This is a genomic window from Cognatundibacterium rivi (genome assembly GCF_018139565.1).
In the GTDB taxonomy this organism is placed as follows: domain Bacteria; phylum Pseudomonadota; class Gammaproteobacteria; order Burkholderiales; family Burkholderiaceae_D; genus Undibacterium; species Undibacterium rivi.
Map to the genome: position 1 here is coordinate 53,134 of NZ_JAGSPK010000007.1, position 13,764 is coordinate 66,897.

Annotated in this window: 9 protein-coding genes; 3 read left to right on the plus strand and 6 right to left on the minus strand. The window is 52.0% G+C overall.

The genetic code is table 11. The features are described from left to right. Nucleotides 1-232: 232 nt before the first annotated feature. Entirely contained in the window at nucleotides 233-2,011 is a 1,779-nt protein-coding gene (locus KDM87_RS16760) for a glycoside hydrolase family 44 protein (RefSeq protein ID WP_212680276.1), read from the minus strand. Nucleotides 2,012-2,270: 259 nt separating this feature from the next. On the opposite strand from KDM87_RS16760, the gene KDM87_RS16765 reads away from it, so the two are divergent. After that, nucleotides 2,271-5,681 (plus strand): S41 family peptidase, encoded by a 3,411-nt coding sequence (locus tag KDM87_RS16765; protein ID WP_212680277.1) that lies wholly within the window; start codon nucleotides 2,271-2,273, stop codon nucleotides 5,679-5,681. Nucleotides 5,682-5,974: 293 nt separating this feature from the next. Here KDM87_RS16765 and KDM87_RS16770 read toward each other — a convergent pair whose 3' ends face one another. The 4 genes from KDM87_RS16770 to KDM87_RS16785 all read right to left on the minus strand — a co-directional run bounded on the left by KDM87_RS16770 (nucleotide 5,975) and on the right by KDM87_RS16785 (nucleotide 9,501). Further along, the gene (locus KDM87_RS16770) at nucleotides 5,975-6,565 is read right to left on the minus strand and encodes a hypothetical protein (RefSeq protein WP_212680278.1); all 591 of its coding nucleotides are present in this window, start codon (nucleotides 6,563-6,565) and stop codon (nucleotides 5,975-5,977) included. 431 nt (nucleotides 6,566-6,996) lie between these two features. Continuing rightward, nucleotides 6,997-7,821: a DUF2189 domain-containing protein gene (locus KDM87_RS16775; RefSeq protein WP_212680279.1), complete on the minus strand. Its 825-nt coding sequence runs from the start codon at nucleotides 7,819-7,821 to the stop codon at nucleotides 6,997-6,999. 280 nt (nucleotides 7,822-8,101) lie between these two features. Beyond that, nucleotides 8,102-9,076: an alpha/beta hydrolase gene (locus KDM87_RS16780; protein ID WP_230407844.1), complete on the minus strand. Its 975-nt coding sequence runs from the start codon at nucleotides 9,074-9,076 to the stop codon at nucleotides 8,102-8,104. 44 nt (nucleotides 9,077-9,120) lie between these two features. Continuing rightward, the gene (locus tag KDM87_RS16785) at nucleotides 9,121-9,501 is read right to left on the minus strand and encodes a tautomerase family protein (RefSeq protein WP_212680280.1); all 381 of its coding nucleotides are present in this window, start codon (nucleotides 9,499-9,501) and stop codon (nucleotides 9,121-9,123) included. 494 nt (nucleotides 9,502-9,995) lie between these two features. Between KDM87_RS16785 and KDM87_RS16790 the strand changes: the two genes are divergently transcribed. Both KDM87_RS16790 and KDM87_RS16795 read left to right on the plus strand, forming a co-directional pair. Further along, entirely contained in the window at nucleotides 9,996-10,484 is a 489-nt protein-coding gene (locus KDM87_RS16790; protein ID WP_212680281.1) for a MerR family transcriptional regulator, read from the plus strand. Next, a complete protein-coding gene (locus KDM87_RS16795) occupies nucleotides 10,417-11,469 on the plus strand; it encodes an aldo/keto reductase (protein WP_212680282.1) in 1,053 nt (350 codons plus the stop codon). Before KDM87_RS16790 ends, KDM87_RS16795 begins: the two co-directional genes overlap by 68 nt. A 157-nt stretch (nucleotides 11,470-11,626) precedes the next feature. Here KDM87_RS16795 and lpdA read toward each other — a convergent pair whose 3' ends face one another. Further along, nucleotides 11,627-13,756 (minus strand): dihydrolipoyl dehydrogenase, encoded by a 2,130-nt coding sequence (gene lpdA / locus KDM87_RS16800; RefSeq protein WP_212680283.1) that lies wholly within the window; start codon nucleotides 13,754-13,756, stop codon nucleotides 11,627-11,629. Between the last annotated feature and the right edge of the window lie 8 nt (nucleotides 13,757-13,764).

Sequence of the window (13,764 nt, forward strand, 5' to 3'; positions counted from 1 at the left end):
AACGTCAAAGTTCTACCTATAAAAAAAGCAGCTACGGCTGCTTTTTTTACGTCTGTTTCCTTATTGTTTGCCTGTTGAATGCTGTTTTTCAGCATACTCCCCCCTGTTTTTATGTTTTTCGTCTTTATCTCAGCATAAACAAAGGGGCTTAAAATATACTCCCGGGGAGTATTATTCGGGCGTTTTCCGACACTTTTCCGGCACTTTTCAGTCAAGCCGATGATTTGCCTGATTATGGCTTCACTACAAAGTGCATCACCGACAATGCTGGCAAGGTATAGCTGAACTGATTTTGCTTGATCGCACTCAGACCTGCACGCATGGTCACGGCCTGGCTGCTGGCATCGACACCCCACGCTTGTACAGAATTCAGCGCCACCGGATGAGCGATTTGCAAGCTCGCATTCAGCGGTGTGCTGAGGCGGTTGATTGCGATCAGATGCACGGTATTCGGATCAGCGGCACTGACGGCTGCATACACGGTGCCATTGCCGTTATTCGTCGATACCGCTTTGACTGAGACTTCAGGAAACACCGATTTATTGCCATCGTAATTGCGGAAAATTTTAAATCCGGCGGCAATATAGGCTTCCACATCGCCGAAATACGTTGCCAGATGCACGCCCTGCTGACCAAACGCGCCGAGCGCATCTGCTTGTGCAATCGCACCGCTCACATCATCTCTGCCGCCGAAATCATATTCGGTCACAGCGAGCTTGGTGCCGGGATAAAAATCGGCAATTGACTGCTTGAGCTTGGGCAAAATTTCCAGACCGCGGCCATCGGTAAAGCCGTTGCCGCCTTGCGTGATCCAGCTTGGTTCGACGTAGCTGCTGTCCCACAGACTGCGCGCTGCCTGCACGCGATTTGCCGGATCATACGACGCCTGTGAATAGAAATGAAACGAGAAGGCATCCAGCAAACGCTTGCCCGCCGAGGCCGACGCTTTGCGCATCGTATCCAGATAGACGTTGGCAAAAGTCATACCGTTGTAGCGATAGCGGTCACCGGTATTTTTACTGAGATACGGCTCCACAGAATACTGATTCCAGTCCGCTGGCTGATGCGATTGCGAACCATCCCAGACTGCCCACAAACTGAATAAACCCAGATAACCGCTCAGCGCCGGACCGAAGGTTTGTGCGGAGCTATCCATGCGCTTGACTGTTTTTGCGAGCGCCAGATTTTTTTGCATGACATCGCTGATCGTGGTCAGATTCGGGTACAGATTTTCATGTGTGCCAGCGCCCTGGCTCGATGGCCACACATGCCACAGATCCGGTTCATTATCCAGTTCATAGCCTTTGACACCTTTGCTGGCTGATGCCTTGCCGTATTTTTTGATGAGGAAATTAATCTCTTCATCGATATACACCACATTGTCGCTCAGCGATGGTGCCAGACTCAGGCTGCCTGCGGCGGCAGGTTTGTCGTTCACAATATCAAGCCATCGGGTCACATCGATATTCGATGGCCCGGCGGTGCTTTGCCATAACTCGTAACCTTTGCAGCTCGATGGCGGATACAGATTGACGATGTCTTTCGGCAGCTTGCCGGCAGCAGGCAATTGCAGCAAAGAGAACGTACCCAGCGCCAGCGACTGATCGTGGAACGCTTTAATTCCTGCACCCGGTGCGTAATACGCCAGACCACTGGTGCTGGATGGTTCACCGGCGCCGGTCGCGTATGTCACACCGGCATTCGACGAGTGGCACCAGTCGGCACCGGAATTACTTACGCCGTTTTCCCAGTTATAGCTGGTCATATTATTGCCACCGAGGCGGCGCGACGTCAGATTCAGACTATCCAGATTCGCTTTGCCGCCATGCGCATCCCAGCCCGTGCGACCGTAGCCGTCAGCGTAAGCATTAAAGCCGTAAATCAGCGGGCTGATGGTTTTGCGTTCGGCCTGCGTGTTAATGCTGAAAGTGACGTTCTGCGCCATCGCCAGTGACATTTCTGTCGAAATACTGAGGATTGCAAGAACTTTGATGAAGTTGACTGGTCTCATGGCTCTCTCCGCCGGATAACTAAACTGATTGCGCGTTGATGGTCACGTAAGGCAGATCGGCCAACGTGTAAGGAAACAATTGTTGCTCTGCCGATGTTATAAATGGATAGTTGCCCAACATCAACAAAACTTACACTTCGGTAACACTTTTGATGATTTTTTGTAGGAAAAAAGAGGAAATTTGTTTTCCTGACCAACTTTGTTTGCAATAAGTAATTTCAATAAATAATTTCAATAAATTAAGTTAAAGATCACTCACATGAAACTACCCGCTGGCGTCACCCGCTACTTACCTTCGTCTGTTCTACCGCGCAAACTGAGCAAACGGCAGCCTCTCAACCTCGCGCTCCGTCTCGCGCTTGGACTGACGCTTAGCAGCATACTGCCAGCGGCAATCGCCGCACCGGCGTATTACCGTTTTCCCGGCATACGCGCAGAGACCGTCGTCTTTACCGCTGAAGGTGACTTGTGGAAAGTCGGCCTGCGCGGCGGCCAGGCGCAACGGCTGACCACCCATCCGGCCGCAGAAACCTTGCCGGCCATTTCCCGTGATGGGTTATGGCTGGCATTTTCCGCTGCCTATGAAGGGGCAACCGAAGCCTATGTCATGCCGGTCAACGGCGGCTTGCCGCAACGCCTGACATTTGAAAATGATGTCGTGAATGTGCTCGGCTGGACGGCACAGGGCGAAGTATTAGTCAGCACACTCAACAGCACCGGGCCCAACGCGCACAGAGTCATTGCAGCGATTGATCCGAAAACACAATTGCGCCGCGTCTTCCCTGTTGCTGACGCGAATGAAGCAACGCTCGATGACAGCGGCCGCTATCTGTATTTCACACGTTTCGGTCTGCAAATGACCAATGACAATGCCAAACATTACCGTGGCGGCGCGACCGCACAATTGTGGCGTTATGACTTGCAGAGCAAAGCCGAAGCCGTCAATCTGTTTGCCAGCGACAGCAGCAATAACAAGCGCCCGATGTGGTATCAGGGTCGCCTGTATTTCATCAGCGACCGCGATGGCGCATTCAATATCTGGACAGCCAACGCCGACGGCAGCAATCCGCAACAACTGACGACGCATAAAGAATGGGATGTCAGAAACGCCGCCATCGGCGAAGGCAACATCGTCTATCAGCTCGGCGCCGATCTGCATGTGTTGAACCTTGCCAGCAAAGCCGACAACACACTGGCAATCGATCTGACCTCAGATTTTGATCAGCAAAGAAAACGTCTGATCCGTACGCCGCTGGACTATCTGAGCGATACCGAAATCGCCAGCAAAAGTGAGCGTCTGATTTTCACTGCACGCGGTCATGTCACGATTGCAGGAACAGGTCTGCAACGCCGTGTCGATTTAGCGATCCCCGAAAATGCCCGCGCCCGCGCTGCCGTGTTCTCGCACGACGACCAAAGCGTGTATGCGATTGTTGACAGCTCCGGCGAAAATGAAATCTGGAAATATCCTGCGAACGGTATCGGTAAGGCAGAAATGCTGACTCACAATGGCGATGTGCACAGGCTGAATATTTATCCGTCACCGGATGGAAAATCACTGGCGCATACAGATAAACGTGGCCGCGTCTGGTTGCTGGATCTGGCAACGAAGACCAATACGATCATTGATGACGGCAGCAAAGCAGGGTTTGACCGTTACGGTGATATCGTCTGGTCACCTGACGGTAAAACGCTGGCCATCGTGCGCCCTGACAGCAACAGCGGCCGCCAGCAAATCGGTTTGTATTCCTTCGCCAGCAAACAACTGCATTTCGTCACCGGCGATCGCTATGAATCGCATACGCCGGTATTTTCCACCGATGGCAAGTGGTTGTATTTCTTATCTGAACGCCACTTCGAGGTCGGCAATCGTTCACCCTGGGGTGACCGCAATCTGGGCCCGAGCTTTGACAAACGCACAGGTATTTACGCCCTCGCCCTGCAGGCAAAAAATCGCTTTCCGTTTAAAGCGGACGATGAGTTAAGCAAACTCAGCAGCAAAGCCGAAGTAAAACCCGTAGAAAAAAACGCTGAAAAAACCAATGAAAAATCGGCAGAAAAAGCATCGGACACGGATGCTAAACCAGCAGATACAAAAGCCAGCAAAACGGCCTTGCCAGCGATTGAATACACTGAACTCAGCGAACGTTTGTATCAGGTGCCACTCGCCGCCGGTAACTACCGCGGCTTAGCGATTGACGATAAACGTCTGTATTTCGTTGAGCCTGAAGGCCATGAAGGACGCGGCACACTCAAGACACTGGCTATCAGCAAAAACGCGGTGCAACCGGAAGTATTCGCCAGCGGCATCCGTCAGTTTGATTTATCCGCCGACAAAAAGCATGTGTATTACAAAACCTCTGCCAGTAACGGTAACAGTGATTTTGTGATTGTCGAAGCCGGTGCCAAAGCCCCCAACGATATCAGCAAAGCGAAAGTCAGCATCAATGACTGGAGTTTCACCTCCGACCCGCGTCAGGAATGGCGCCAGATGTTTGGCGATGCCTGGCGCATGCACAGAGATTTTCTGTACGATGACAACATGCGTGGCGTGGACTGGAAAAAAATGCGCGACAAATATGCGCCTCTGGTCGAACGCGTGACTGACCGCAATGAGTTGAATGATGTGCTGGCGCAAATGGTCAGCGAAGTCGGCGCACTGCATTCGCAATTCCGTCCCGGCGATATCCGCAAAGCCGCTGCCGAAGGCGCACCGGCAACGCTGGGCGCCGTGTTAGCCCGCAGCAAAGATGGCTATAAGATAGAACATATCTATCGCAGCGAACCGGAGTTACCAACAGAGCGCAGCCCGCTGGCGCAACCCGATGTCAACGTCAAAGAAGGCGATGTCATTCTGAGCGTCAACGGCAAGCTGGTCATGGAAGCGCGTGACATTGCCGATCTGCTGCTGAATCAGGCCGACAAGCAAGTCCTGCTGCAGGTAAAACGTGGAAATCAGGCGCCGCACGATGTCATCGTCACACCAGTCAGCATGACGAAACATGCGAATCTGCGTTACAGCGACTGGGAACAAAGCCGCAGCGCGCGGGTGAACGAGGCATCGAAAGGTAAGATAGGTTACCTGCATCTGCGCGCCATGGGTGCGCAGGACATCAATGCATTTGCACGCGAGTTTTACGCCAATGTCGATCGCGATGGTCTGATCATCGACGTGCGCCGCAATCGCGGCGGCAATATCGACAGCTGGATCATAGAAAAATTATTGCGTAAAACCTGGGCATTCTGGTCGCGTGGCAATAACCGCCCTTACACCAATATGCAACAGACTTTCCGTGGTCATCTGGTGGTGCTGGTCGATGAGCTGACTTATTCTGACGGCGAGACTTTCGCAGCAGGCGTGAAGGCATTGAAACTCGGCCCACTGGTTGGCAAACGCACGGCTGGTGCCGGTGTCTGGCTGTCCGATGGCAACAGCCTGGCGGATAACGGCATGATACGCGCCGCAGAAAATGCCCAGTTCAGCATGGATGGGCAATGGCTGGTTGAAGGCGTCGGCGTCACGCCGGATGTCGAAGTCGACAACATGCCGCATGCAACCTTCAACGGACAAGATCAGCAACTCGAAAAAGCCTTGCAGATACTGACCGACAAACTGCGCGAACAGCCCGTCAGCAAACTGGTGCCGCAAGCGATTCCGCCGCTGAAATAAACCCGCTGCCATTCAAAGCATCAAGCCCGGTCAGGTTAACGACCGGGCTTTTTTTTGAGGTTGCAGAGGTCGCAATATCAGACCAGAAAGTGTTGCGTTAACCGATTGAACCCACCGAAACTTTTTTTAAAATATCGACATCCATGCGCAGTTGACGGTTTTGAGCTTCCAATTCTCGGATACGTATTTGATCCGCTGTGAGTGGTTTGCCTATTCCTGGTTTCCGTTTTTATTAGACCACTACAGTTATAGCCATGATGACTCCTGAATTATTGGTTAAATTAAACGTTACATTAATTTCGACAACCGACCCATTCTTCGGTAATTTTGTTGAACCGTGGTGCAATACCTTGAGCACTCATACGCTCTATTTTGGTATTAATTGTGTGATAAGCCAGCTCAGCTTTATTACTAATTCTTGTCAGAATATTTGCAGGCCTCCCTATATGTTGCGGCGACAAATCAACCTGTTGCCACTGTCCGTTACGCAACCGGAATTCGGCATACGGCAGTTTCGGTTTTCCTATTTTTCTCCATGCGTCACACATGTAAAAAGTAGTCACGACAAACCATTCTTTGGTCCCTGTATCCTGATCAAACAAGATGGGAATCAAGCCAATCTCTGATTGCCAGATTGGCGGATTACCGTCGCGAAGCGGTCTGATGATGACCATGCTGTTAAACTTGGCATCCCATCCTCCTGGCCCGCCAATTTCACCAAGTGCTTCCGTTTTAAACTTACGGTCAACCGCGATAAGCTCTCCGCTCGCCAGTTGTACTTCCTCCGTAAACCGGAGATAGTGATCACTCATAAAGTAGCAGGCTATCACGCTACCTAAGCCGACGATGGTAATCAATGGCAACCATGGCTTTAGTACGTTCATGACTTTCCTTTTCTAGCAAGCGTAGCGTACGTACTCCTTAGGGTGCGTCATACGCGCCACTCTCAACAATCAAACTGCACTCACCTGTTCATTCGCTTCTCAGCCTAAAATCTGGCTACGGCGCACATGATGATTGCGCATCTTATGCGGGGCGGCTTACTGCCAGCCGACGAACATCAACCTTACCTGATTTGGTGCGTATGACGCATCCTACACTGACTGCATTTTTCTTTTAAATTAGCATTTTAAGGGGAGTATGTGGCAAAAAATGCCTTTATCTCCTTAGAAATAAAGGGCTTTAAAATATACTCCCGGGAGTATATTTTGTGCTCCAGCAGCCATTTTTGCGCATTACTGGCATGACAGGCATAAAAAAACGGAACCTGTGTCGCGGCTCCGCCTTTGGGAATACGATGTTGGGAAGCGTCAAATCAGCGCCGGTCGGCCGCATTCCCCACCACTTCTTTGTACGCATGCCAGGTCGCATGGCCGATCACAGGCATGGCTATAATGAAACCCAGGCTCCAGGTCATGAAGCCGAGCACCACAAAGCTGACGATGATCAGCGCCCAGACGATGGTTGCCGGTACATTGATGAACAGCGCAACACAGCTGATGATCATTGAGGTGATGGCATCGCTGTCGCGGTCCAGCATCATGGGAATCGAGACCCAGCTGATCGCGAAAACGATACTCGCAAAGATAAAACCGATGCAGGCATAGACCAGAATAAATTCCAGATTATTCAGTGAAAATAACTGCGTCAGAAAGCCATGCATAGTGGGCATGCCCTTGTTATAGAACAGCGCAAAAATCACCAGCGAAGCGCGCGCCCAGACCATCAGTATCACTGCCAGCACGAGTGCCAGCACGCCAATATTGCTCCAGCGGCCGCGCATGGAAAACACACTGCCGAGCAAACCGGAACGCACGTTTTCTATACGACGGCTGATGTCATACAAACCCAGCGCCAGCAAGGGCCCGATCAGTAAAAAGCCGCAACTGAGTGCGGACACATATTGCGGCGCATGACTGAGCACGAGATTGAGTATCAGCCCCATTGCGGCGAAACAGATACCGTAAAAAATACTGGCGCTGCCGGATTCGCGAAAATCGTCCCAGCCCAGCCGCAGCCAGGTGAAAGGGCGAAACATGCCTATGCGGCGGATAGGTGGAAAGGGTGATGCGGTATCGATGATGGTGGTAATGTCGGGTGGCGCGCTGTCACCACCTCGTCCCTGAGTCTGGTCTGCCATGCTGTCTCCATCGTTTTTGTAGTGGATTGTCCATCTTGATCTGAATCAATACATTCATACTATGACAACAAAACAGCCATTGGCAATGACCGCTGACGCGAAAACGGTAAGGACTTTAGGTGCAGTGCGGCATAAGTACCGCGTCAGCAATGCGGAAGATGCGGCATTGATGGATACTCCCCCATGTATTGATAAAAACAGCCCTGATGTCCTTATAAACAAAGGGCTTTAAAATATACTGGTGGGAGTATATTTGAGACCAAAAATCGATCCAGCAGCATCAGTGACGCGGCAGTTGCTGCAAAAATGCCGACAAATGACGTATCAGCTCAGGTGAAATCGGCAGCGTGGGATCAAAATACGAGGCCATTTGTTTCTTTGCATCGGCCTGCACCATTTTCAAGACATGATTCATGCCGCTGATGATGTGGAGTTCTGCGTCTGGTTTTGCGGCTTTCAATGCTTCTGCCTGGCTGCGATCCACCTGAATATCGGTATCGCCCTGCAAAATCAGCACTGGCATCGTGAGTTTGCGGATTTCCTGTACCGGCGTAAAGCGGAACTGGGAAATCAGGTAGGGCTGCACACTTTCACGATACAAAAACTGCAGTGCAGGCGGCACGCTGGCGGTAGTTTTCCCTGCCTGCAAAGCTTGCAAAATATCTTCATTCGGCTTCACCAGATCGGGTGGTAATTTTCCATACAATTGCTGACGCAACACGTCCGCTAAATTGCTGCCAGCGCCCGCAACCGATACCAGCGCGCTGACTGGCACTTGCTGCGCAGCGAGCATCGCAATCAGCGAACCTTCGCTATGTCCCAACACCACGACATCAGAAAAACGCGTATCGGCTTTCAGCATCTTCAGCCACGCGGCGGCATCGTCAACATAGGTTTCAAAGCGTATCGCCGATTCCGTCGTTGCCACGGCAGCGCTGTCACCCACGCCCCGTTTATCAAAACGCACCGACGCGTAGCCCTGATTGGCCAAGCCTTCTGCCAGCATTTTCAGACTATTGTTATTGCCGGGTAATCCTGCACTGTTGCCATTGCGATTCGTCGGGCCAGAGCCAGCGATGATCAGCACGACCGGCACTTTTTCTTTGCCCTCTGGCTGCAATAAGCTGCCCTGTATTTCGCCATTCGCCGTTGCCAGTGAAATGCCACGTTCTGTGCTGGCGGCCTGCGCTGGCGGCGCGCAGAACACGGCAATCGATACCGTCAGCACGCTACACATCTGCCACATTTTTTTCATAGGGTTTCCTCAGTTTGACGAACACTCATGCAGGTATCAGCACATCAGGCATGCAACAATCGCCCACCGGAAAAAGACCAGTTTTCCCAGCTGGTTTCTTTAAATACCAGCATCACATTTTCCGGATTAAAGCCCTGCGCCTGCAGCTTTTGCATCAGGTCTGCGAGTAAGGCTTTTTTTACTTTGACGCTGCGTCCGGCCGACCACAGAATTTCGATCAGAATGAAATTGTCATCACGATCTGTCGCTGCATCCGGATAGCGCGCATGAAAGCGAAAATCTTCGGCATCGAGTTCCAGCACGCGCTGGAATACATCGTCCTGCGGTACTCCCGTTGCGACCAGCGCCGCATGGATACTATCGAGTACCGTGTCTTTAAATGCAGCAGTTTTAGGACGGCGTACCGTCAATGTCACCAAGGGCATGGAGATTCCTTTCAATCACAGACAGCTTAAATCAGACAAGGGAGCAATGAATGCCATCATGAAAAGACAATAGTACAACATCAGCGAAACCACCCCAGATGAATGGGCCGGTATTCACCCGCTGAAAGCAGCAATTGTGGATACTCCCCCCTATTTTATAAAAAACACCTCTGATGTCCTTATAAACAAAGGGGCTTTAAACATACCAGGGGGAGTATATTGAAGGCAAAAAAATGGCATGGGCAGAATCAGTGACAGGACAGTTGCTGTAAAAATGCCAGCAAGTGCAGTATCAGCCCGTGTGAAACCGGCAACGTCGGATCGGAATACGATGCCATTTGTTTTTCGTTTCGCAAGAAACTGTCTGTCTTTTTCAGGATGGGCATAAGATTGAATCCTGCTATTCTGTCTGCGCGATCTTGCCTTTCATACTCAAATATTTTCTCAGGAATGTGCTTGACTTAGAGCGCGCTCCAACTTCTAGACTGCCTGCCATGACCACTCCCATGACGATACAACAAGCCGCTGCTGCCACTGGGCTCAGCGTGCATACCCTGCGCTATTACGAACGGATCGGTTTGCTCGATCCGGTCGCGCGGCGCAGTAATGCACATCGCCAGTTCCGTGAAGAAGATATCCGGTGGATAGACTTTTTGCTGAAACTACGGCGCACTGGCTTGCCGGTACGCGACATGCTGCGCTATGCAGAATGGCGCAGGGAAGGCAATACGCCAGAGAGTGTGTCTGCACGCAAGGCCTTGCTGGAACAGCATACCCAAAGCGTGGAACAGACGATCGCAGCCTTGCAGGACAACCTGACGGTACTGCAACTGAAAATTGCCATGTATAGCGATATGCAGGCGAACTTCGGGGCTGAGATCGATTTACCATCCATTCACCCCAAGGACAGCCTTCATGACCACCAGCCATCCGCACCACAAACAGACTCAGGCACCAGTCGCCACAGAAACCGCATCGCTTAAAACCCGCCAGCTCGGCAGTAATGGCCCGCTGGTTTCTGCCATGGGGCTGGGTTGTATGGGAATGAGCGATTTCTATGCCAACCGCGACGATGCCGAATCCATCGCCACCATTCATCGTGCACTGGAAATCGGCATCACCTTGCTCGACACTGCCGATATGTACGGCCCTTACACCAATGAAGAACTGATAGGAAAAGCGATACAAGGAAAGCGCCAGCAATGCTTTATCGCGACCAAATTCGGTATCGTGCGCGATCCATCCAATCCGCATCTGCGCGGCGTCAATGGTACGCCGGCGTATATCCGTAACGCAGTCGAAGGCAGCCTGCGTCGTCTCGGCACGGATACCATCGACCTGTATTACCAGCACCGGATTGATCCGCATACACCGATAGAAGAAACGGTAGGCGCACTGGCCGATCTGGTCAAGGCAGGCAAGATTCGTTATATCGGATTATCGGAACCATCCGTTGCCACCATAGAGCGCGCTCACCGAGTTCATCCGATCACCGCAATACAAAGCGAATATTCCTTGTGGACGCGCGATCCGGAACAGGGTGTACTCGCTGCATGTCGCCGCCTTGGTATTGGCTTTGTGCCGTATAGCCCGCTGGGACGCGGCTTTCTGACAGGTGCGCTGATCAGTCCGGACCAATTTTCTGAAGATGATTACCGGCGTTCGAGCCCACGTTTTCAAGGAGAAAATTTTAATAAAAACCTGCAACTCGTAAAGAAAGTGGAACAACTTGCCACACACTATGGCTGCACCGCCTCGCAGCTCGCGCTCGCCTGGGTATTAGCACAAGACCCACATATCATTCCAATTCCCGGAACCAAACGGCGGTCTTATCTGGAACAAAACTGGGAGGCGCTGAACGTTTCACTGTCTGCCGCCGATGTGCAGGCTCTGAATCAGATTTTTCCGCCGGAAGCCGTCGCCGGAGAACGCTATCCGGCAGCAACGATGAAAATGCTGAACGGCTGACCTTGTTGACCTGTTGACCTGTTGACCCGTACCAGATGCAGGCAATCTCTGCATTGCCAGCAAATGTTAAGCGGCAGCGAGCAGCCATAAAAAAAACCGCGCCCTGAAGCGCGGCTTTTTTCATACAGTACCGTTCCCTTGACAACGGGGGATGCTCTTATTTCTTGCGTTGCGGCGGCAAATCCGTGCAAACGCCCTTAAACACTTCCGCTGCCATACCGATAGATTCGCCCAGTGTCGGATGTGGATGGATGGTTTTGCCGATATCCACCGCATCTGCGCCCATTTCAATTGCCAGCGCGATCTCACCTATCATGTCACCGGCATGCGTACCGACGATACCGCCGCCGACGATGCGTTTGGTGTCTGCATCAAACAGCAATTTGGTGAAACCTTCGTCGCGGCCATTCGCCACAGCACGACCAGAAGCCATCCACGGGAACAAGCCTTTTTCGACTTTGATGCCTTTGGCTTTGGCGTCGTCTTCAGTCACACCGACCCATGCGACTTCAGGATCAGTGTAAGCCACCGATGGAATTACCTGTGCATCGAAGTAAGCTTTTTCACCAGCAGCAGCTTCGGCAGCCACATGTGCTTCATGCACCGCTTTATGCGCCAGCATAGGCTGACCGACCAGGTCACCGATCGCAAAAATATGCGGTACATTGGTGCGCATCTGTTTATCGACGTTGATGAAACCACGATCAGTCACTGCAACACCCGCTTTGTCTGCCGCGATTTTCTTGCCGTTAGGACTGCGGCCAACCGCAACTAACACCAGATCGTAAATTTGCGGTGCAGGTGCGGCTTCGCCTTCGATAGCGGATGCAAACGTAACCTTGATGCCTTCCGGCAGTGCTTCAACGCCGACCGTTTTAGTTTTCAGCATGATGTTGTCGAAGCGTTTTTCATTGTGCTTCTGCCAGACTTTGACCATGTCGCGGTCTGCGCCCTGCATCAGGCCATCCATCATTTCAACCACATCGATGCGCGCACCGAGTGTCGAATACACAGTCGCCATTTCCAGACCGATAATGCCACCACCGATCACCAGCATACGTTTTGGTACCTGACGTAATTCCAGTGCGCCGGTGCTGTCAACGATGCGTGGGTCCGCTTTTTCTTTTTCTTGGACAAATGGCAGATTCACGACGGAAGAACCGGCAGCGATAATCGCCTGCTTGAACTGCACAACTTTTTTAGTACCATCTGCCGCAGTGACTTCAATGTGATAAGGGCTGAGGAATTGACCCACGCCCTGCACGATATTGACCTTACGCGCTTTCGCCATGCCAGCTAAGCCCGTCGTCATTTTTTTAATGACGCTTTCTTTGTAGCCGCGCAGCTTATCGATATCGATCGCCGGTTTCGCAAATGTCACGCCCAGCGCTTCCATGTGCGAAGTTTCATCGATCACCGCAGCGACGTGCAACAGCGCTTTTGAAGGAATACAACCAACATTCAGACACACGCCGCCGAGTGTCGAGTATTTTTCGACCAACACCGTATTCATGCCGAGATCGGCAGAGCGGAAGGCAGCGGAATAACCGCCAGGACCGGCGCCGAGTACCATCATGTCGCACTCGATATCGACCTGACCTGTGTAACCAGATGCCACAGGTGCAGGAGCAGCAAGCGCAGTTGCAGCGATTGCTGCCGGTGCAACGGCAGCGACCGCAGCAGATGCTGCAGATGTTGCACCCACAGCTTCCACCAGCAACAACAAAGAACCTTCGGCCACTTTATCGCCGACCTTGACTTTGACTTCTTTGACCACACCAGCGTGGCTGGAAGGAATCTCCATACTCGCTTTGTCTGATTCCACCGTAATCAGCGACTGATCGACCTTGATCGTATCGCCCACTTTGACCATGACTTCGATGACTTCAACTTCTTTGAAATCGCCGATGTCCGGCACTTTCACTTCGACGATGCCTGTCACCGTTGTGGCAACCGCTGGTGCAGTAACCGGGGCTGCGGCTGGTGCTGAAACCGGCGCAGCAACTGCCGGAGCAGCAGCCGCTGCAGGCGCTGCTGCCGATGTCGCACCTTCCGCCTCAATCACCAGCAAAATACTACCTTCGGCAATTTTGTCGCCCAGCTTGACTTTCAGCTCTTTGATCACGCCAGCGTGGCTGGCAGGAATTTCCATACTGGCTTTATCGGATTCAACGGTCACTAAAGACTGATCCACCTTGATCGTATCGCCGACTTTGACCAGCACTTCTATCACTTCAACTTCTTTGAAGTCACCGATATCCGGAACTTTCACTTCGATAGCACTCATAGCCTGGT